Here is a 21,416-nt window from a genome sequence, read left to right on the forward strand (position 1 = left end):
CCTGCAGTTGAAACCTTTAGGTAACTACAAAAGAGGCCCCCTGCTGAAACCAGCAGGGGGCCCACTATTTCACAACAGGTTCAAGTCAAATCGCTTACGCAATACGCTGCTCGGTCTCGGCATCAAATAGAATCGCTCTGCCCATATCAACACGTAGTGATAAGCGCTCCCCTGCAACCACTGCGCATTTAGGCCCAACACGGGCGGTAACTTCCTGTTCGCCAAGCGGTAAGCGCAGCAAAATATCCGCCCCGGTAGGTTCTACCACCGCCACACTGGCGCTCAGCAGCGTTCCTTCGGCTTGGGACGTTAACCGCTCATCCTCTTCGCTGAAGTGCTCTGGGCGTAGGCCAAGAATGACCGGCTGGTTAAGCCGTTCGGCCATATCTGGGGCGATGCGCTCCTCCGGCCAGGGTAGCACCAGCTCATCCTCACCTGGCGTGGCAATCCTCAGTTGATACCCACCGTTATCGTCCTCCAGTGTGGCGCGAATGAAGTTCATCGACGGCGAGCCCATAAAGCCAGCCACAAACATATCCACCGGGTTGTTGTAGACCTCATCCGGCGAGCCGAGCTGCAGAATATGGCCGTCGCGCATCACCGCAATGCAGTCGGCCAGGGTCATGGCTTCGACCTGGTCGTGGGTGACGTAAACAATGGTGGTGCCCAGGCGCTGGTGGAGCTTTTTGATCTCGGTGCGCATATCCACGCGCAGTTTGGCATCCAGATTAGAGAGCGGTTCGTCAAACAGGTAGACCTTTGGCTCCCGGGCCAGCGCCCGCCCCATGGCTACCCGCTGACGCTGCCCGCCGGAGAGCTGGGCAGGCTTGCGTTCCAGCAGGTGAGTGATCTGCAGTAAGTCGGCTACCCGCTCCACGGCCGCTTCCCGCTCGGCTTTGGGCACCTTGCGCATCTCCAGCCCGAAGCTGATGTTCTGGCGTACAGTCATGCTGGGGTAAAGCGCGTAGGACTGAAACACCATGGCGATATCCCGATCCGCGGGGGTTCGCCAGGTTACGTCTTCACCATCGATATAAATATTGCCGGACGTCACTGGCTCAAGCCCGGCAATGGCGTTCATCAGCGTGGACTTACCGCAGCCTGACGGCCCAACCAGAATCAAAAACTCGCCGGAATCGATGGAGATACTAACGTCTTTGAGCACCCGCTCGCTGCCAAACTCTTTACGCACGTTGTGGATTTCTAAAGCTGCCATAATGAAAATCCTATTCTAAAGCGACTGACAAACTCCATTCATCTGGGTTGGTCAGAAGCAGCCCTCCGCGGGGGCGCTGTGAACCCATCCCTGGGCGCTACTTTCGCCATCCCTGGCGAAAGACCCCCGCTACGGGCTGCTTCTGACCTTCTAGAAATGGTTGCCACTCACCTAGTTGTTATTAGCCTTTAACGGAACCGGCTGTCAGCCCGCGCACGAAGTATTTTCCCGCCAGCACGTACACCACCAGGGTGGGCAGCGCGGCAATCATTGCCGCCGCCATATCCACGTTGTATTCGCGAACGCCGGTGGAGGTATTCACCAGGTTATTTAACGCCACGGTAACGGGCTGGGTGTTGTGGGCTGAAAACGCCACGCCAAACAGGAAGTCGTTCCAGATTTGGGTGAACTGCCAAATCACTGAGACGACAATAATCGGAGCCGAAACCGGCAGTAGAATGCGCCAGAAGATGCGGAAAAAGCCCGCGCCATCCAACTTCGCCGCCGATACCAGCTCGTTGGGGATACCCACGTAGAAGTTGCGGAAAAACAGCGTGGTGAAAGCGATGCCAAAGACCACGTGAACCAGGATCAACCCGGCGCGGGAGCTGGAGATCCCCAGCCAGCCGAGGGTTTGCGCCATGGGCAACAGCACCACCTGGAAAGGAATAAAACAGCCAAACAGCATTAGCGCGAAGACTAATTCAGAGCCTTTGAAGCGCCATTTGGTCAGCGCATAGCCGTTAAGGGCTCCGATAGTGGTTGAGATCAGCACCGCTGGAATCACAATCGCAAAGGAGTTCCAGAAGTAGCCGCCAACGCCATCGCAGCGCATGCCGGTACAGGCTTCACCCCAGGCTTTTGTCCACGGCGCGAAAGTGGGATTTTGCGGAAACGAGAGCAGCGACCCGGCACTGATTTCGCTCAGCGGCTTCACCGAGGTCATCAGCATGACCACCAGCGGTAGAATATAGAACAGCGCGGCGAGTATCAGCACGCCATAGAGCAGGCCACGGCCCAGCCGCGCAGCGGGCGTCTGACGACGAATCACATTAGCCATGCTTGCGGCTCCTTAATTCGGAGTAGAGATAAGGAATCAAAATCGCCAACACGCCGCCCAACATCAGCATGGCGCTGGCAGAGCCCAAACCTATCTGCGCCCGGGTAAAGGCGTGGGCGTACATAAAGGTGGCGGGTAAATCGGTGGCATAGCCAGGCCCACCGCCGGTGAGCGCAACGACCAGGTCAAAGCTCTTAATGGCAATATGGGCCAAAATCATCACCGCGCTAAACACGACCGGGCGCAGGCAGGGCATCACTACGCGCCAATAAATGCGCGGCAGGCTAGCGCCATCTAGTTGCGCCGCTTTGATAATGCTGTCATCGATACCCCGTAAGCCAGCTAAAAACAGCGCCATCACAAAGCCTGACGCCTGCCATACGGCGGCAATCACCAGGGTATAAATCGCCATATCAGGATCGACAATCCAGTCAAAGCGAAACGACTCAAAGCCCCAGCCTTGAACCATCGCTTGAATGCCCAGCTGCGGGTTGAGTAGCCACTTCCACACTACCCCGGTAACAATAAATGACAGCGCCATGGGGTAAAGATAGATTGTGCGCAGTGCGCCCTCTTGGCGAATTTTTTGATCGAGTAGTATCGCCAGCAGCGAGCCAATCGCCAGGCAAATCACCACGAACAGCACGCCAAAAATCATCAGGTTGGTCGAGGCGACCCACCAGCGCTCATTGGCCATCAGGCGTGCATATTGACCAAAGCCGACAAAGTCATAGCTGGGCAGCATGCGCGAGCTGGTTAGCGAGAGTACGAACGTCCACAGCATGAAGCCGTAAACAAAGAACAGCGAAATTGCCACCGACGGTGCCAGCACCAGGCGAGGCAGCCACGCCTGCAAACCGCCGGATGGCGTCGACCGCTTAGCGCCAGCCCCTAAAGGCGTCGCAGAGGTATTTTTCATGGGGAGGGAATCTCTCATGGAGAAGTATCCTTGCCAAGCAACGAAGGCGCCGCCGTTGCAGCGGCGCCTGAAGAACGCTAACGCTAGAAAAGCCTAGAAAGAGGCCGCTTCGGCAGCGCTCACCATACGTTCTGCCGCTTCTTCAGCAGGCATATCGGCGTCGTTGAAGTAGTTGGTAACCACATCAAAAATGGCACCCTGTATATCCGCACGTACGGCCATGCCGTGGGCCATACTGGGCACTAGGCCACCCTCTTCAGCGGTGCGCTGGAAATCAGCCAACGACTGCTGGGCACAGCTATCGAATTCGCTCATGTCCAGATCTGGCCGCGCAGGAATCGAGCCTTTGGCAAGGTTAAACGCTTCCTGGAAAGTAGGCTCAAGCACTAGGCGGGCTAACGCTTGCTGCGCTTCTCGCTCATCGTCGTCAGTGACCCGGAACATGGCCAGGCTATCGATATTGAAGGTGAACGCATCTTCGGTGCCCGGCGCTGCGGCACAGAGGTAATCTTCCCCGGCGGTCAGTCCGGCCGCAGTGAACTCCCCTTTGGCCCAATCGCCCATCAGCTGAAACCCTGCCACTCCTTCAATCACCATTGCCGTGGCAACATTCCAGTCACGCCCGGGCATGCCTTCATCCATCAGCTCGCGGGTACGCTTGAAGTCCTCAAGGGCATCGATCATTTGTTCGCCGCCCAGGGCTTCAGGGTCTAGTTCTACCAATGCCTGCTGATAAAACTCGCTACCCTGACCACCTAACAGTACGCTTTCGAAGACCGTAGCGTCCTGCCAGGATTGGCCGCCATGAGCCAGCGGTACGAAGCCCGCTTCTCGGATAGCCTCACCTGCCTCGAATAGTTCATCCAGCGTGGTGGGCATCTCTACCCCTGCCGCTTCGAGCACTTCGGGGTTGGCCCACAACCAGTTTACCCGGTGTACGTTGACGGGTACCGCCACGTATTGGCCGTCGTGACGCATGATATCGGCCACGACTTCCGGCAGCAGCTCATCCCAGCCTTCCGCATCGGCAACGCCGTTCAGGTCACCGAGCAAGCCAAGCTCACCCCACTCCTGAAGTTCGGGGCCTTTGATTTGGGCTGCAGAGGGTGGGTTGCCCGACATGGCACGAGATTTAAGCACCGTCATGGCGGTTTCACCGCCGCCGCCTGCCACTGCAAAGTCCTGCCAACCGTAGCCTTCAGCTTCCATTAACTCTTTAAGCACGTTGGCAGCGCGAGCTTCACCACCGGAAGTCCACCAGTGCAGCACTTCAACTTCATTCGCTTGAGCGGTGGTGGCTAGCGTGGCACCTGCCAGAGCAAGCGCGAGGGTCGTCTTCTTAAGCGTCGACATGGAGTAACTCCTTATATTGTTATTGTCCTCTCGGACGTTCGACATCCAAGAGGTTACGCCAAGGGGAGCGTCAACGGGAGTTACCGAGTACTGCATAGTGTTGGGGTTTTATTACAAACCTGTAATAGTTTCCTGGCGGGGTAGCGTGAGAGTTACCACCAGCCCACCATCAGCATGGTTGGCGAGCGTGATATCGCCGCCATGGGCGCGGGCAATATGCCGGGCAATGCCCAACCCCAGGCCGCTACCGCCAGTATGCCGGCTGCGTGAGGGCTCCAGGCGCACAAAGGGCGAAAACACCCGCCCCAATTGCTCTTCGGGTATACCTGGGCCGTGGTCACGAATACGCATGGTGACAACATTACCGTGATCGATTAGCTGCACATCGGCCTGCTTGCCATAGAACACCGCGTTCTCAAGCAGGTTTGCCAGGCAGCGTTTAAGCGCTACCGGTTTGACAATCAGCGGCGCGATAAGAGAACCACTTTTAATCTCAATAGTGACCTTACCCCCCTGAAGGCTAAGCTCTTCGGCCAGCTCTTCGAGCAGGTGTGTTAGATCAACGGGCTCGGGCTCCTCATGCAGGTCTAAGCCTTTTACCGAGGCCAAGGCACCTTTAACCAAGCTATCCAGCTCATCCAGTGAGGCGCAAAAACGCTCGCGCTGATAGTCGTCATCGAGCATCTCGGCGCGCAGGCGCATGCGGGTTAAGGGGGTTTTCAAATCATGGGAAATCGCCGAAAACAGCCGTTCGCGCTCCTCAATCTGCTCACGAATACGCCGCTGCATACGATTGAACGCCGCGGCGGTGGCGGCCACTTCTTTGGGGCCACTCTCCCGTAGTGGCGGCATATCCAAATCATCGCCCAACTGATTCGCTGCCCGTGAAAGCCGCGCCAGTGGCCGGGTCACGCTGGTAATACCCAATAGAGAAAGCGCCAGCACACTCAGCAGCACCAGTAACCCGACCAGCAAACGCTCTTCAGAAAGCCAGCGATAACCGCTGAAAATATCCGGTACGCCCAGCAGCGTGGCCACATACAGCCAGGTGCCTGGGGCAAGCTCCAGTTGAACCACTAAAATCGGCGGCGAGAGTGGCTCCATCAGCAGGCTGTGCTGCCCCCAGCGGGGCGGTAGGTCGTAAAGCAGTACTTCGTTATTGAGCACACGCAGGTTTTCCGGGCGGGAGAACTCGACAATCACGTCGTCGATATTGAGCTGCTGGGTGAGCACCGAGCGCACATTGTTCACCACCACCTGTTTTTCCGGCCCGGAGCCGATATCGTCGATGGCCAGCCTGCGTTCGTTGACGCTAACAAAAAAGCGCGTGCCACCCATATTACGCAGCTGATCGAGCACAATATGGCGGTAATCAACGGGCAGTGAGCGGAAAAACTTCATGGTGGAGGCGATGCTAAACGCCATATTGGTGGACAGCTCATCAAGCTGTGCCAAGTGGCTGGAGCGCACCTGGGAAGTCCAGATGGCGTAGCTGGCCCCTTGGGCGACAAGCACTCCGGCGATCATGATGATCACGAAGCGCCCGCGCAGCGACGCCGGCAGCCAGCGGGCAGCTCGTCGGGATAAGCGTCGACGAATGGTTGCCCACTCCACGCGTCTCACGTTAATGCATCTACTTGGGCGGTTAACACATAGCCTGCCCCGCGCACCGTTCGAATCAACTGCGAGTGCTGGGCATCTTCACCCAGCCGTTGGCGCAGGCGGCAAACGTGGACATCAATGGAGCGATCAAGCGGCGGCGCGTCCCGCCCACGGGTAAGCGCGTATAGATCATCCCGAGTGAGCACCTTCGCCGGATGCTCTAAAAACACCTGCAATAGCTGAAAATCAGCCCCTGAAAGCGCGGCGCGCTCGCCCTGCAGGTCAATCAACTCGCGGGTCATGCGGTCGAGTTGCCAATTACCAAAACTGACCCAGCGCGCCTGCCCCGCAGGCAACTCTGGTGGAGCACTGCGGGTGCGTCGCAGTACCGCTTTGACGCGCGCCAGCAATTCGCGGGGATTAAACGGCTTGCCCAAGTAGTCATCAGCACCCAGCTCCAGACCCAGAATGCGATCGGTCTCATCGGCGCTGGCGGTAAGCATTATGATCGGCACATCGCTGTGCTTTCGGACGTCACGGCAGATGGTAAAGCCATCGTCACCGGGGAGCATTAAATCGACAATAAGCAAGTCGGGGGCGTGTTCTGCACGCAGAGAATGCAACGCCTGCGCACCGTCCGCTGTGAATACCCGATAGCCATGGCGCCCCAGGTAGTCAGCGAGCAGTTCACAAATCTCTGGGTCATCGTCGACCACAATCAAAGTAGCAGGGGTTGTCGTCATCTCAGCGGGTTCAGCCCTACGCTATTGTCGTTATTGGGCCTTGATGATGGTCGAGGAAACTGTGCATCTCAAGCCCCCTTCGACTAATGATGAAATCACCTGTGGCTACGCTATTTCTGTGTATTAATAAGAATGCTAACAAAAAAATACAATATTTACTTAATGCTTTTGTTTGCTTAGCCGATTAATAATGTAGATATAGAGCAATAACCAGCGCTTTCGCCACTATCATCGGCCACATATTGATAGCGATTAAGCAAAGCCACAAGGAGGTATTGCAATGACAATCGGTATCGGGCCATCTACTCCGGTGACCTCTCAATCTACATCGGGTAGCCGCACTCAGGGTGTATCAACCAAGGGAACTGAACAAGGCGGCAGCACAACGCCTACTTCTGGTTCATCGAAGCCATCAAGCCAACTTTCCACTTTGGCCCAGCAGTTAAGCGATAGCGCCCTACGAGCCGAAGAGCGTGATGCCAGCCTGGATCGTAAAGCGTTAGGGCAAAAAGCCGATGCACTGCTCCAGCCAATAACTCGGGACTTTCATCTTCACCGTGCAAAATATGACGCTGAAGTACCTAACACCGATGATCCCGAGCTATTAGATAGAGCAAAACAAGCCACCTCCTTTGTCAGCGGAAGGGACAGCAACCCCTTTAGCGGCCTGTCGCAAGATCAGCTTGCACTGATTATTTATGATGATAGCGGCACGTTTACGGCTAATGAGCGAAAAGCCGCCTGGAAAGAAGAGTATGACCAGGAAACAGCAAGGAGATTAGCGGTTATAGCTCGAGGTAAATTGGAGTATGAACAAACCGGCAAGATGACAGAATTCTTCAAAGAAGTGCTGGGTAATTACAACGAGCTGCCCCCTATCATGCAGGCACAATATCCCGACTTCTATGCCCCACGCCTTGAGCACCTGATCGAGATGGACTTCAACTTTATGACCCATCGCGCCGAAGGCAAGGGGGCTCCTGAAGATATTTTTGACATACTAATGTCAAGTGAAGACTTCGCCAACCTTGGTAAACGCTTTGCTAACTCTACGGTCGGTTAAAAATGTAGGGAACCCTATGCACTACTTGGTACATATTTTTTGGGCTATTACTCAAAGACACAAGGAGGTATCGCAATGACAATCGGTATTGGTTCATCTACCCCGGCGACATCGCAAACGACTTCTGGTAGCCGCACCCAGGATGTATCAACCAAGGGAACTGAACAAGGCGAAAACGCAACGCTTACTTCTGGTTCATCGAAGCCAACAAGCCAGCTTTCCACGTTGGCTCAGCAGTTAAGTGACAGCGCCCTGCGTGCCGAAGAGCGTGATGCCAGCCTGGATCGTAAAGCGTTAGGGCAAAAAGCTGATGCACTGCTCCAGCCAATCGTTCGGGACTTTCATCTTCACCGGGCAAAATATGATGCTGAAGTACCTGACACCGATGATCCCGAACTACTGGAAAGAGCAAAACAAGCCACCTCATTTGTCAGCGGCAGAGGTAGCAACCCCTTTAGCGGCCTATCCCAAGATCAACTAGCATTGGTTATTTATGATGATAGCGGCACGTTTACTGCCAATGAGCGACGGGCGGCTTGGCTAGAGGGACGTGCACAAGAAACCGCATGGAAACAGGCGGTTGTTGCTCGAGGCCAGCTGGAGTACAGCCAAACTGGCAAGATGACCGAATTTTTCAAAGAAGTGCTGGGGAATTACAACGAGCTGCCACCTATCATGCAGGCGCAGTATCCCGATTTCTATGCACCACGCCTTGAACACCTGATCGAGATGGACTTCAACTTTATAACCCATCGCGCCGAAGGCAAAGGGGCACCTGAAGATATTTTTGACATACTGATGTCAAGTGACGACTTCGCCAACCTTGGTAAACGCTTTGCTAACTCAACGGTTAGTTGAAAAGAGATAATAGTAAATGCGAAGCAATTCTAGCGCTGAGGAAGATATTTCACGCGAAGCGCTCATGGCCGATGCCAACGCTCTTCCTCAACAGCTTAATCAAAGTCTGCTTGAGGCTTTTATTGGCAAAAACGATGAAAAACCCACTGAACGTAGCTTTATAATAAAAATGTTTGATTGGCTGAAACCACCAGCGAATAAATAAAGCGTAACGTCAGTTTTTGAACAGCTCATCAAGGGAGTTGGCGGTCAAGATCGCTCCAGACCACTCATCCAACTGCGCAGGCGTTGCTTGCTCCAGCCGCTGTTCTGCCCAAACAGGCAGCTCGCCAAATTTTAGGCCAAGCTATTGAGCTGCTTCAGATTGACCTCAGCCCCAAGTCGCTGCAAGTGACGAAATTAAGAGCTACTAATTAATACGTAACCCTACAGCCCAAAGCGCTTTTTCAGCCATTGGGCAACGGCGGCTTCGCCATGGTGACCGATACGCTCAGCCCCGGTGACACGGTCAAATAGCGCTGGGTGAGCATTAGCCATTACCTGGGCCTCCCCTGCTAAATCGAGCATTTCGGTATCGTTAAGGTTATCGCCAAACGCTAAACAATCTGCGGGCGTTAAGCCCAACCGTTCCAGCAGTGATGACAGCGCCACACCTTTGTTGACCCCGCCGGCCATGATTTCCAGAGAATCAATGGTGGAATAGGTAATATGCAGCCCGTCGCCGTGGGCCTCTTGCGCCTGGGCTTCTAGCTGTTTTAGCGCGTTTGGATCGCCTAGATAGAGCACTTTGCCTACCCCGTTAGTGTCCATTTGCGCGGGCGGCACGACTTCATAACCAAACCCTGTGGATGCGTGAAGGGATAATAAGTGCGGGGCCTCTGAGTCAATATGCCAGCCGCTTTCGCGATAAAGATTAAGCCGTACTTGAGGAGGGCGCGGAAGACCGATTAGCGTCTTTGCATATTCAGGCTCAAGGTGATTAGCCGCCAACAAAGCATCGTTGGGATCATGTACATAAGCACCATTGGTGCTAATCAAGTGCGCGGGAATATCCAACTGATCACGAAACACCTTCATATCGTGGTAGTGGCGGCCAGAGGCGAGCGCGACATGATGCCCCTGCTCCACTAATGCCCTTAGCACCTCTACAGTGCTTGCGTGCAGGGTGTGGTCGCTTCCTAATAGGGTGCCATCCAGGTCAGAAACAATCAGGCGAGGTGTCATAGCGCGCTCCGTGAGTATGAATATTCAGCTTAACCGATTCCCTTGAGCGCATGTAAGCCTTTGACTCGCCATTACCAAAGCCAACATCAGGGCCAACATCGCATAGCGACAATTGGCGCAGCCTGCGGGAATCCGTATAGTGGCAGCCTAACTCTCGCCAACTGATTGAGCTCATGCTTCAGAACAACGCCATGCTTGCCCAGCTCAAGCAACAGATTCGTCAAACCACCCCCCGCGCTGAAGGGGTGATCAAAGCCACCGACAAAGGTTTCGGGTTTCTCGAAACCGACGACGGTGAATCCTATTTCGTGCCGCCGCCCGCCATGAAGCAGGTGATTCACGGTGATCGCGTGGAAGGCGTGATTCACGAGAACGGTGACAAAAAGTCCATTGAGCCGGAAAAGCTGATTGAAGCGGGTCTTGATCGGTTTGTCGCCCGGGTGCAGAAGCGCGAAGGTCGCCTATCTGTCGTCCCCGACCATCCGTCGATTAAAAATATTATCAAGGCGCGGATAAAGAACAGCCTTGATGAGGACACCATTGCTGACGGCGACTGGGTCGTTGCCCGCTTGGTACGCCATCCGCTAAAAGCCGACGACCGCGCTTTCTTTGCCCAGATTGATGAGCTAGTCGCGAAAAGCGACGACCCAGCGGTGCCGTGGCGCGTCACACTTGCACGCCATGCGTTGGAGCAAGAGTGCCCCGATGCGGGCACCGACTGGCCGCTGATCGATGAAGGCCTGACTCGCGAAGATTTAACGCCCACGCCCTTCTTCACCATCGATGGTGAGAAGACCCGCGATATGGATGATGCGCTGCACGTGGCTACTCGTGCGGAAGGCGGCTGGCAGTTGAGTGTCGCGATTGCCGACCCCACCGCTTACGTGGCAGAAGGCCATGCGGCCGATTTAGAGGCCCGCACTCGCGCTTTTACCGTCTACCTGCCGGGCCAGAACGTCACCATGCTGCCCGAGCAGCTAGCGGATGACCTCTGCTCATTGTGGGAAGGCAAGGAGCGCCCTGCGCTGGCCTGTACGCTGGATATTAACGCCGACGGCAGCTTGGGCGATTACCGCTTTTTTGCGGCCAACGTTAAATCCCACGCCAAGCTCGTTTATGACAACGTCTCCGACTGGATCGAAGGTCAAGGCGACTGGGCACCCGCGGATGAGATCGCCGAGCAGCTTACTGCGCTGCGTGATTTGACCGAAGCGCGTACCGCTTGGCGCAATGAACACGCGCTGGTGTTTAAAGACCGTCCCGACTACGTGTTTGATCTCGATCCCGCCGGTAACGTATTGGCGGTGCGCACCGAAGAGCGCCGCATTGCCAACCGCATGATCGAAGAGTCGATGATTGTGGCCAACGCCTGCTGCGCGGACTTCCTGGCCCAGCATATCGGCCACGGTATCTTTAACGTGCACCGCGCCTTTGAGCCGGAAAAAGCCGAAGCTGCACAGGAGTTTCTGGCAGGTCAGGAGATTGTGGTTGAGCGCGAAGCGCTCACCGAGCTTGCCCGCTACACCGAGCTTAAGCGTGCACTGGAAAGCCGCGACGACGCCTGGCTGGATGCGCGCCTGCGGCGCTTCCAGGGTTTTACCAGCATGTCGGCCCAGCCCGGCCCACACTTTGGCCTGGGCCTAGCCGCCTACGCTACCTGGACGTCGCCAATTCGTAAGTATGGCGATATGGTCAACCACCGCCTGATCAAACGCGTGTTGAAAGGCGAACAGGCCCCCGCCGAAGCGACCCAGCAGCTCACCGAGCAACTGACGGAACGCCGCCGCCTGAACCGTATGGCCGAGCGCGACGTGAAAGACTGGCTCTACGTGCGTTACCTAACGCCCGCTGCGCAGAACCAGGATACGTTTGAGGCCGAAATCATGGCCATCAACCGTGGCGGTATGCGCGTTCGTCTGGTGGAAAACGGCGCGACGGCGTTTGTGCCCGCGCCCTTGATGCACAGTGACCGCAGCAAAGTAGTCATTGACGATAAAGAGGGCCGTATCCAGATTGAGGGCGAAGAGCGTTACAAGCTTGGCGATCCGCTGCGCATAGTGCTCACTGAAGCACGCGAAGAGACTCGCTCGTTAGTGGCAAAGCCTGCCAATTAATGGGTAGGCAATAATAGCCAGGCAGTACTCAAAGGGGCAGCGATCACGCTGCCCCTTTTTTAGTGTGTGTTTGGTTGATACCTGGATTCGCTACTAGTTATTCGCCAATAACTAAAAAAGCGCTTCGTTTCGCTCACTGATTAAGGGCCAGCTAGCGTCTTTTTCAGACACCACCGTGGGTGGAATCGGCCACTCAATCGCGAGACGTTCATCGTTATAGCGCAAACCACTTTCAGCCTCGGGATGATAGGCAGCCGAGACCAGATAGCTGACTTCAACATCGTCGGTCAGCGTCTGAAAGGAGTGCGCAAAGCCTGGCGGTACATACAGCTGGCGCCGGTTTGCGTCGGTTAATTCAAATAACTGATGGTGCAAGTAGGTTTCCGAGTCTTTACGGATATCCACGATGACATCGACAATCGCGCCTCGAATGCAGCGCACCAGTTTAGCTTCGGCATGGGGCTGCCGCTGATAATGCAACCCCCTTAAGGTGCCTCGCTGAGCAGAAAAGGAGGTATTCTGCTGCACAAAGTCACTCAGCAGGCCATGGCGCTCAAACTCCGCACGGCACATGGTGCGGGCAAAAAAACCGCGTTTATCACCATGTGGTTCAAGTTCTATCAGGCGGGCATCCTTGAGGTTCGTTTGATGAAAATGCATGTCTTACTCCGTGAAAGTAGCAGCGACACCAGACGTCAATTCCAGGGCAAACATGGCTTCCTGTTCGGCATAAAGACGGTCGATCAGCCGCCCTGGCGGTATACGCACATCATCAAAGGTCAGCGCCGCATCCTTTTCCACATGGCCCACCACCTGACAGCCCAGCGCTAGCCCGATAGGCAACAGCCGTTCCCTGCGTATTACCTCAATGTTTTCCGCCACACCATAGACTTCAAAACCGCCGAGTTCTTCTATTGTTTCCCCCTCTCGCAACGCTTTTTTGGCTATGGCGATAACGCCCACCCTCGGGCCCTCTAAGGGGGATAACACTGGATCACGGAAAAGCACGGCACGGGCAACGGACGTGGGCACTTCGAAATGGCAAAGGTGGTAGGGCGTTGTGAAGCAGTAATATGGCCCCTCGCCCAACTTGTAGAGTTCGAGATAGTGGCGCTGGCGGGGGCTATCAATTGTCCCGAGCACAAATACGCCCGGCCCTGGCTGCGCTCCAACAACATAATCAACCAAACCCGGTTCCTCTGGGTTCAAGTAGGGCTCAAATGCCGACACCGCCTGTTCGATGGGCAGTAAAGGGCCACCGGCTACGCCACCGGAGAAATCAGGGCCCAACATACCGCGTTGCGCCACTTGCATGCCGGTGCCGTTGGCGACGATCGCCTGTTCGAACGATATCTTGGTACCATCAGCAAAAGAGGCCACCATTGCCGGCTTTTGCCCCCAGCGTTTAGCAAAGCTCTCCTGGGTAGCCGGATTGCGATATGGGTCATGCAAGCCTTTAATGTTGCCACACAGTACCGGCTTAATGCCTAGCCCGGCGACGAACCGATAGAGATTCATCTGTACACCAGGCTGGTCGCCATCAGCAAAGCTGTAGACAACCCCTGCCGCATCGGCTTTCACTTTCAAGATGGGGCCGATCGTGCCGTCGAGTTCCGCGTTCATTTGAATGACGTCTTTACCACTTTCCAGCGCCGCCAGGACGGCATGCGCCGCGAACTCCAACGAGCCAGTGACTTCAATAATTGCATCCAATCCCTCTGCGCGTGCCAGTGCCACGGCATCCTCGATGACTGCCGGTCGCCCAGCCGCAATCGCCGCTTCAAGTTCCTGCTGAGTCTCGCAGGCGACTGGCTCAATCCCGGTTTGCTGGAAGACTTTGATCGCTGCATCCAAATGACGATTGGCAATCGCACAAAGGCGCATCCCGGGCGTAGCGGTCATAATCTGCAGACCGATACCGCCCGCTTGGAACCCCGCCCCGACCATCCCCACTCGAATGGGATTACCCTGCGCCTCTCGTTGGGCAAGCGCCGTATCAACAATAATCATTGATGGTTCATTCCTTCCAGAGCTTCCAGGGGGCGCCTTCTGCCCAGGCGGTCTCGAGTACCATTCTGTCTCTCAGCGTATCCATGCTTTGCCAGTACCCGTTATGATGGAAGTAGCCCAATTTCCCCAGCTCGATCATCCGGTTCATGGGCTCGTTTTCCCATACGGTCTGGCTATCGTCGATCGTCTCGAACACTTCCGGATTACAGACGAAGAAGCCGCCATTGATCAGCCCTCCATCTATTTCGCCCTTTTCACGAAAGCCCTCTACCTGGCTGTTGCCCTCTTTCAAACGCAGGGCACCGTAGCGGCCCGGCTGCGTTACTGCCGTCAGGGTGCACCAATTTTTCGAGGCCAGATGTGAGTCGATCAAGGCATTGATATTCAGATCACTCAACCCATCGCCATAGGTCAAACAGAAAGGCTCATCTGCCAGGAGAGACATTGCCTTCTTGAGACGCCCTCCGGTCATGGCATCGGCGCCTGTATCCAGCACAGTGATTTTCCAATCATCATTAACGCTCTGAAGCCAGTCGACGTTACCTGTCTTCAGATCGATGGTGTAATCGGTTCGATTGCCGCGATAATTGAGGAAATAGTCACGGATGTACTCCACCTTATAGCCACCCAGGACGATAAACTCCTTTAAGCCATGATGGGCGTACATCTTCATGATATGCCAAAGGATCGGCCGACCACCCACTTCCACCATGGGCTTGGGGCGAATGGCTGTTTCTTCACTTAAGCGCGTTCCGAACCCTCCCGCGAAAATTGCGACTTTCATAGTCTAGCCTCCGTTTCAGGCCTCAAGGTTAATGTGGGTAGCAGCAGACAAAGCACTCGGGGTGACTGCATCACACATTTGCCAGCGCAGGTTTTCAGATAGACGGCGCGCAGTGATATGTGCCTGCAGCGCATGCAGACGCATATAGCGCGAGGCTCGGAACTGGGTATCGGAAAACTCCATGCTTTTGAGCCCATTGATCAATCCCATGATCGAATCTATTAGCGTCATTTGTGGTTGGTGCTCAGGTGCCAACTTGGCAAACAGGCTGAAATCCACTTGGTAGGAGCGACTGTCCGCCGGGGCTTGGGTATTGATACTCAGCGTGGTGCCGGGAACGGCTTTGGCCACTGCAGTGGCTAAGTCTCGCACTTGATGATTGCGTTCGTTCGATCCGGTATTGATATTGAGTATGCGCCCGCCGTTTTCAGGCTTGCGCTGTACTGCCCAATCGACAGCTCTGGCCATATCGGAGACGTCGATCAAGGGCCGCCAGGGAGACCCATCGCTAAGCACGGTAATATGCTGCTGACTTAGGGCACAGGCAACGAAATCATTGAGCACCAGATCCAGCCGTAAACGCTCTGACATTCCGCAAGCAGTCGCAAAGCGTAAACTGGTAATCACCATGTCGCCCCCAATGCCGGCTAACGCTTCTTCAGCTGCTATTTTCGAGCAGGCATAGGCGGTAACGGGAGCCACGGGATCCAACTCACTGCGCGGAGCCCCTAAAGCGATGCCATAAATGCTGCAACTTGAGGCAAAAACGAAGTTTTCTACCCCCGCCTGAGCCGCTGCCTTGGCAATCTCAACCGTCGCCTGCTGATTGACCTCAGCTGTCACTGCGGCGAAACGGTCTCCCATGGGGTCATTGGAAATCGCCGCCAGTTGAACTACAGCCGTATAACCTTCAAAAAAATCAGCCGGAATATCTCGCACATCCCCCATAAACTGCTGGTCGAGATAGCGCTCAGGAAGAAGTTCGGCATTCGTCAAACAGTGTGCGAAGTAGGCAGTGTCATACCCATGAAGAGTGGCGGATGGGTGACGTAAGGCTAGCTCCCGCACCACAACGGAGCCAACATAGCCCATGTTCCCTATGACCAAGATTTTCAAAATACCACCTCGCCATTATCGTCAATTAAACGAGTTTCCCTACGCTCTTATTTTCAAGCTTATTTAATTCCGATGTTTTTATTCATGCCTACTTGTTGCATTGCATATTTCTGGACTAAAAAGTGTATAGCAGGTAACACAAGGATACTTTAAAGCAATAAAAAAATTGCCACTTCCCAATCAGAAACACTTAAGCCGGACAATATGACTACTGCTTATATAAGTAAAAATCACATGTAAACTAACAACACTACACTCCTGCACTAGTTTTTTAATGTATTAAAAATCAATGTACTATGATCTTTATAATTAAATTTCTTCCGGTAGCCCTCATGAAAAGCCACACACCCACACACATTACAATAAGAAACATAAAAATTACCAAAGATTACATTTTAAAGATAAGTGACACCGCTTTTACTGTCAAGAATAGAGGCGGGTTAAAAATCTAGTCTGCAGTACTATTTTTTTCATGTAATAAAGCAAAAAAAAGAGTGCTTTTTTCAAACATTGCTTTTTATTTCTCTATATACTTTTTATAAAATCTGCCATCAATCAGTCTTACTAGCAGCTCACCCAGCCTATGATAAAGCCTCGGCGTTGATGCCAGTGGTGTTTGTTCCCATTGACTACGGCAGAGGAGTGATTGATGACAAAAAAGAGCGTACCCAGACCGAAGAATTAGAGTGTTATACGCTTGTCAGTTCGCTGCGCGAAGAGGACCACTTCCTGATGGCACAACCTAGTGAAAAACTTTATTAGCCCATTAAAAAGCAGCAGCGCCTTTGAGGCGCCACTGTTGTTATCAGATTATTAGAACTCTGCTTGTCTTGCAGCCGAGGATAAGGCCATTGCAGGCTTGTACTCTGTTGCTTTTTTCACAACAGCTTCATCTATTTGAAAGGCAGCTACCAGCTCGCGAAGTCGCCCAGCCTGATCTTCCAGGGAAAATGCTGCATTAGTCGACTGCTGAACCAAGGTGCTGTTTTGCTGAGTGGTAGAATCCATTTCAGTAATAGCAGTATTGATCTGCTCAATACCACTGCTTTGCTCCCGAGTGGCAGAGGAGACCTCGACCATCAGCATAGCGAGGCGCTGGATCACCGCTTCCGTCTCACCTATGGTCGCAGCGCCTCGCTCCGCTTGGTCAGAACATAGCTTTATTTTGCTACGCGTATCGTCGAGCATACTACGAATCTCACCTGCTGAAGCGGCACTGCGGCTTGCTAGCGCACGAACTTCTGTAGCGACCACTGCAAATCCACGGCCTTTATCACCAGCACGCGCCGCTTCAACGGAGGCGTTTAAAGCCAGGATATTGGTTTGAAATGCAATCGTATCGATGGCCTCAACGATCTTATCCATGCTTAGCGATGCGGCTGTCACTTCGCGCATTAATTCCACACTTCGGGAAACTTCTTCACCACTGCTTTGCATCTGTTGCGAAGCATTATGGGCCAGCGTATCAGCCTCTTTGGTTGAATCACTATTCTGGCGAACCGTTGCCGTCATCTCCTCCATACTTGAAGCCGTCTCCTGCAAGGCAGCTGCTTGCTGCTCAGTACGAGCGGCGAGCTCCTGCCCACCTTGGGCAATTTCATTGGCTCCGTTCAAGACATTCTCGCTAGAGTCACGTAGTGATGCGACCAAGGTAGTGAGCTCTTTACTCATTTCGGCCATGGAGGTTAATAACTGAGCCGTTTCATCACGTCCTGTGGTTACGATATCGTGTCGCAAATCTCCTTCCGCAACGCGCCTAGCAACCTCAACCGCTCTCCGCAAAGGCAATACAATGCTACGCGTAATAGCAATTGCCAGCGCCAGCGCCATCAACAACGCCACCCCCGCGAAAATACAAAGCTGCCAAATAGCCAAACGATACTCGGCATTTATCGCCTCGTTAGCCGTCTTGACCCCTTCAGCAGCCACTAGGCTAATTTCATCAGCCAACTCCTCAAGCTGGTAGATACTCTCTTTATGCTCACCGAAAGCCAGATTGGCTTGAGAGGTTTCGGTAATACTGCCTAGTTCAATTTGGCGATAGACTGACAAAAAACCCTCTTCATACCCCTGGAGGGCTCTTCCTGCCTGTTGGTACAAAGCATCGAGGCTATCCTTATCGGCAATTTGGCTACCCGCCTGGAAGGCGGCCTGTATTGCTTCGATGGTCGCCGTCCAACTTTGCTGGTAAGCCGCTACCCGATCACTACTGTCGATATTGATGAAGATATCTTTTTCAAAACGCCGCGCTTGCAATGCCAGCCGCTGAATTTCTGCGGCATTGCTTGCGAGTGCTACGTCCGTGTCCAAGGTTTTTTGGGCAGTATCCTTGGTGAAGGTGATGCCCATAATTCCCGCTATTAAAGTGCCCAAAAGAAATAGCGAGACCAAGCCAAAAGCCAGTGCGAGCCGTGTACCGATCTTGAACCGTGAAAGCATTGCCAAATCCTAACAAGTGAAAGAGCTAGGATTTTAGGCAACAAGAATGAAAACTGTAACTCAACCTTTGCAAACTATTGTCAACTTTTATACATAATCAAAGAGTATCTACTATACCAGCGCGTCTCACCTGCGCTAACTTACTGACAGACTAGACATAACCTGAGCAGATATCGGCCAGTTCTATGACACTATCTGCCGATGCTGACAGAAGAACGCAGCATTTCCCGGGCAGCGTCAGGGCCTTGAGGGTCGGTATAGCTGCCCTTTTTGCTACCTCCTGACCAAGCCATGCCCCCATGGATACGCCACTGCTCTAAGCATGGCTTACCCGAAGCATCACGGTGGGTGGTACAGGTGTAGCCGCGGCCCTTGGAACGTTGCCTTGCACTACCGTCGCTCCTGCTTGACGCGATGTGCTGTACTGGGCGGCCACGCGATCCGCGTTGCGGGGGAGCACGGTGGTGTCGCGGTCGCCATGAAACATAATCGCTGGCACATCCGACGCCCACCCGGCTCCTTTTGCTTTGTTACCGCCAGCGAGGGGCCCTGTGCCTCCCTGCATGACCCCCAAGGCATCGGGGAAACTCTTGACCACGCCGTGGAGCAGCCCAGAGTGCACGCCTACCGCCGCAAAGATATCGGGGTAGATCATCGCCAGAGTGGTCGCCATGGTGGCGCCTGCCGAGAGCCCTGCCACATAGACACAAACGGGCTCCGTTGTCTCTGAACTGACTTATTTCTCCTTTATGGTGAAACGATGACACTCTTTGGGGTTGGAGGTTAGCTTGCACATTGCCGATGTGACGATGTTTCATGCCCCCGCCAGCGGCGGTGTGCGTACCTATTTGCAGGCCAAACACCGTGTTTTCTCGCGTATTCCACAGCTGCGCACCAGCCTGCTGGTGCCGGGGGCGGAGCGGGATAGTCTTGGCGACCACCACACGCTACCGGCGTTACACCTTCCTTTGGGGCAAGGTTACCGCTTTCCGCTACGCGGTTCTCCGTGGCGTGATGCACTGATTGATCTGAAGCCCGATCTGATAGAGGCTGGCGACCCCTATGTAACGGCCTGGGCGGCGCTCGATGCGGGGCAACGCCTCGGCGTGCCTGTGGTGGGCTTTTATCACTCTGATCTTCCGCGCCTGATGGGTGATCGCTTTGGGCGCTACGTTGAGAAACGCTTAACCCACTATGTCACGACGCTTTATAGCCAGTTTGATAGCGTGCTGGCACCCTGTAACGCCATGGCGAATCGACTGAATGACTGGGGCGTCAATAACGTTCGCGTTCAGCCATTGGGCGTCGATTTGGCGCAATTCAATCCCCAGCAGTGTGACTCTGCGTTTCGCCAAACCATGGGCATACCCAGCGACAAAAAGCTGCTGATCTTTGTGGGCCGCAATTCCCGCGAGAAAAATATTGATGTGCTGCTTACGACGATGCGTCAGCTAAGCAGCGATTACCATTTGCTGCTGATGGGCCCCGGCATGCCACATCACGTACCCAGCAATGTCACCATCGTGGATCGCTGCTGTGGCGCCCACGAGGTCGCGAAGGCACTGGCCAGTAGCGATGCGCTGTTACATGCGGGCACCCGCGAAACCTTCGGCTTAATTGCTCAGGAAGCGATGGCAAGCGGCATTCCAGTAATAGCAGCGAACGCAGGGGCGCTGGCAGAAAACGTGCCGCTGGGGGCGGGTATTTTATGCAAACCGCTCGACCCCGTTGCCATGGCGGAGGCGTGTGTGGCACTGTTCAGTAATGATGTCGCCGCCAGTGGGCGCTATGCGCGCCGCCATGTAGAGCGCCATTTCAACTGGGATGGTGTCATGCATTCCCTGCTGGAGCACTATCAGCAGCTTTGCCACGGCAGCCAACCGTATGCACTCCACCAACACCACTAGTCGCCGTCAGCTACTGAAGTGGCGACCCATCCATGGTGTGATGATTGCCTTAGCGCTGATTGCACCGCTAGTGCTCACTGCTTGGCTGGGTGGCGCTGAAGCACTGCAGCGCGTCAAACACTTCCCACTTGGGCTGCTGTTATTGATGCTGGTGATGGCCTTTCTGTGCTGGAACCTGAATGCAGCAAGGCTACGTTTGATGCTGGGTGGCCGTGCGGGCAGGCTCGGCCAGCGCGGCGCGCTGGGTATCGAGCTGGCGTCCAAGTTTGCCCTGTGCGCCACCCCAGGCGGCAGCGGTGGCCCAGCGACCCTGTTGTTGTTGCTTGCGCGGCGCGGCTTTCCGCCTGCCAAGGGCGCGGCGGTGTTCCTGATTGATCAAGGCTGCGATTTACTGTTCTTCCTGGCCATGCTGAGTGGCCTGGTGCTCTTTTCAATGCTAAGCGACACCCAGTGGCCACATCAATCGCTCGTACAGTGGGCACTGGTAGGATTAGCGTTCATGGCAGCGCTGGTGATTGTCGTAATGCGTTATCTACCCAGTCTCTTGCGCTCACCCGGCGTGAACACGCCATGGCCAAGCCGATATCAGCGACGCTGGCTCGTACGGCGCCTCTTGCGCTGTCGGCATGCGTTAAAGGTCACCCTTAAGCTCCCGCGCAGTATACTGATCACCATGCTAGCGCTGACGACAGTGCACTGGCTCATGCGCTACAGCTTGCTCTATTTGGCAGTACTGGGAGTAGGTGGCCATGCGGACTGGATGTGGACATTCTTGACCCAGATGCTGGCGATGGCAGCCAGCCAATTTAGTTTTCTGCCCGGCGGCGCGGGTGCTGCGGAGGTGGGCGTAGGAAGCCTGTTGTTGCCTTTGATGGAGCGCGAGCAGGCCGCAGCGGCGGTACTGGTGTGGCGGTTGGTCAGCTACCATTTATATTTGGCGGCAGGCGCGCCGCTCTTTGTACTGTATAGCTATCGCATGCTGCGTCGCTCACCGACGCCATAGCAACA

At 54.7% G+C, this 21,416-nt stretch carries 19 protein-coding genes; 6 read left to right on the plus strand and 13 right to left on the minus strand.

What is annotated here, in order from left to right; translation table 11 throughout:
- Nucleotides 1-94: 94 nt before the first annotated feature.
- The 6 genes from ACW17M_RS09655 to ACW17M_RS09680 all read right to left on the minus strand — a co-directional run bounded on the left by ACW17M_RS09655 (nucleotide 95) and on the right by ACW17M_RS09680 (nucleotide 6,893).
- Nucleotides 95-1,216, minus strand: a complete 1,122-nt coding sequence (locus ACW17M_RS09655) for an ABC transporter ATP-binding protein (protein ID WP_022520449.1) — start codon at nucleotides 1,214-1,216, stop codon at nucleotides 95-97.
- A gap of 181 nt (nucleotides 1,217-1,397) precedes the next feature.
- Nucleotides 1,398-2,276, minus strand: coding sequence for a carbohydrate ABC transporter permease (locus ACW17M_RS09660; RefSeq protein WP_009287309.1), 879 nt, complete (start codon nucleotides 2,274-2,276; stop codon nucleotides 1,398-1,400).
- Nucleotides 2,269-3,195, minus strand: a complete 927-nt coding sequence (locus ACW17M_RS09665) for a carbohydrate ABC transporter permease (RefSeq protein WP_041157867.1) — start codon at nucleotides 3,193-3,195, stop codon at nucleotides 2,269-2,271. The genes ACW17M_RS09660 and ACW17M_RS09665 overlap by 8 nt, the downstream gene beginning before the upstream one ends.
- Before the next feature lie 93 nt (nucleotides 3,196-3,288).
- On the minus strand, nucleotides 3,289-4,548 hold the full coding sequence (locus tag ACW17M_RS09670; RefSeq protein ID WP_457547321.1) for an ABC transporter substrate-binding protein: 1,260 nt from the start codon (nucleotides 4,546-4,548) through the stop codon (nucleotides 3,289-3,291).
- Between the two features lie 111 nt (nucleotides 4,549-4,659).
- Nucleotides 4,660-6,171, minus strand: coding sequence for an ATP-binding protein (locus ACW17M_RS09675; RefSeq protein ID WP_233973693.1), 1,512 nt, complete (start codon nucleotides 6,169-6,171; stop codon nucleotides 4,660-4,662).
- Nucleotides 6,168-6,893, minus strand: coding sequence for a response regulator (locus tag ACW17M_RS09680; RefSeq protein WP_009287305.1), 726 nt, complete (start codon nucleotides 6,891-6,893; stop codon nucleotides 6,168-6,170). Before ACW17M_RS09680 ends, ACW17M_RS09675 begins: the two co-directional genes overlap by 4 nt.
- A gap of 280 nt (nucleotides 6,894-7,173) precedes the next feature.
- Here ACW17M_RS09680 and ACW17M_RS09685 point away from each other — a divergent pair, with 280 nt between their 5' ends.
- The 3 genes from ACW17M_RS09685 to ACW17M_RS09695 all read left to right on the plus strand — a co-directional run bounded on the left by ACW17M_RS09685 (nucleotide 7,174) and on the right by ACW17M_RS09695 (nucleotide 9,019).
- Entirely contained in the window at nucleotides 7,174-7,956 is a 783-nt protein-coding gene (locus ACW17M_RS09685) for a hypothetical protein (RefSeq protein WP_457547322.1), read from the plus strand.
- A 75-nt stretch (nucleotides 7,957-8,031) separates the two neighbouring features.
- A complete protein-coding gene (locus ACW17M_RS09690; protein WP_159176423.1) occupies nucleotides 8,032-8,814 on the plus strand; it encodes a hypothetical protein in 783 nt (260 codons plus the stop codon).
- 16 nt (nucleotides 8,815-8,830) lie between these two features.
- Nucleotides 8,831-9,019: a hypothetical protein gene (locus ACW17M_RS09695; protein WP_159176422.1), complete on the plus strand. Its 189-nt coding sequence runs from the start codon at nucleotides 8,831-8,833 to the stop codon at nucleotides 9,017-9,019.
- 221 nt (nucleotides 9,020-9,240) lie between these two features.
- On the opposite strand, the gene ACW17M_RS09700 is transcribed toward ACW17M_RS09695, so the two are convergent.
- Complete coding sequence (locus ACW17M_RS09700; protein WP_457547323.1) at nucleotides 9,241-10,038, minus strand: HAD family hydrolase; 798 nt, start codon at nucleotides 10,036-10,038, stop codon at nucleotides 9,241-9,243.
- A gap of 173 nt (nucleotides 10,039-10,211) precedes the next feature.
- On the opposite strand from ACW17M_RS09700, the gene ACW17M_RS09705 reads away from it, so the two are divergent.
- Entirely contained in the window at nucleotides 10,212-12,152 is a 1,941-nt protein-coding gene (locus ACW17M_RS09705) for an exoribonuclease II (RefSeq protein WP_457547324.1), read from the plus strand.
- A gap of 111 nt (nucleotides 12,153-12,263) precedes the next feature.
- Here ACW17M_RS09705 and rfbC read toward each other — a convergent pair whose 3' ends face one another.
- The 6 genes from rfbC to ACW17M_RS09735 all read right to left on the minus strand — a co-directional run bounded on the left by rfbC (nucleotide 12,264) and on the right by ACW17M_RS09735 (nucleotide 19,174).
- Complete coding sequence (rfbC, locus tag ACW17M_RS09710) at nucleotides 12,264-12,812, minus strand: dTDP-4-dehydrorhamnose 3,5-epimerase (RefSeq protein ID WP_457547325.1); 549 nt, start codon at nucleotides 12,810-12,812, stop codon at nucleotides 12,264-12,266.
- Between the two features lie 3 nt (nucleotides 12,813-12,815).
- Nucleotides 12,816-14,162 (minus strand): NAD(P)H-dependent oxidoreductase, encoded by a 1,347-nt coding sequence (locus tag ACW17M_RS09715; RefSeq protein WP_457547326.1) that lies wholly within the window; start codon nucleotides 14,160-14,162, stop codon nucleotides 12,816-12,818.
- Between the two features lie 7 nt (nucleotides 14,163-14,169).
- The gene (gene rfbF / locus ACW17M_RS09720; RefSeq protein ID WP_009287302.1) at nucleotides 14,170-14,946 is read right to left on the minus strand and encodes a glucose-1-phosphate cytidylyltransferase; all 777 of its coding nucleotides are present in this window, start codon (nucleotides 14,944-14,946) and stop codon (nucleotides 14,170-14,172) included.
- Between the two features lie 15 nt (nucleotides 14,947-14,961).
- Nucleotides 14,962-16,062 (minus strand): NAD-dependent epimerase/dehydratase family protein, encoded by a 1,101-nt coding sequence (locus tag ACW17M_RS09725; RefSeq protein WP_039859311.1) that lies wholly within the window; start codon nucleotides 16,060-16,062, stop codon nucleotides 14,962-14,964.
- Between the two features lie 813 nt (nucleotides 16,063-16,875).
- On the minus strand, nucleotides 16,876-18,501 hold the full coding sequence (locus ACW17M_RS09730; RefSeq protein WP_230804470.1) for a methyl-accepting chemotaxis protein: 1,626 nt from the start codon (nucleotides 18,499-18,501) through the stop codon (nucleotides 16,876-16,878).
- 316 nt (nucleotides 18,502-18,817) lie between these two features.
- Nucleotides 18,818-19,174, minus strand: coding sequence for a PHB depolymerase family esterase (locus ACW17M_RS09735; RefSeq protein WP_027959714.1), 357 nt, complete (start codon nucleotides 19,172-19,174; stop codon nucleotides 18,818-18,820).
- 115 nt (nucleotides 19,175-19,289) lie between these two features.
- Here ACW17M_RS09735 and ACW17M_RS09740 point away from each other — a divergent pair, with 115 nt between their 5' ends.
- The gene (locus ACW17M_RS09740) at nucleotides 19,290-20,408 is read left to right on the plus strand and encodes a glycosyltransferase (RefSeq protein ID WP_457547327.1); all 1,119 of its coding nucleotides are present in this window, start codon (nucleotides 19,290-19,292) and stop codon (nucleotides 20,406-20,408) included.
- Entirely contained in the window at nucleotides 20,386-21,411 is a 1,026-nt protein-coding gene (locus ACW17M_RS09745; protein ID WP_400669017.1) for a lysylphosphatidylglycerol synthase transmembrane domain-containing protein, read from the plus strand. The genes ACW17M_RS09740 and ACW17M_RS09745 overlap by 23 nt, the downstream gene beginning before the upstream one ends.
- The last annotated feature ends 5 nt before the right edge of the window (nucleotides 21,412-21,416 follow it).

The organism is Vreelandella sp. 2A-K22 (genome assembly GCF_054065485.1).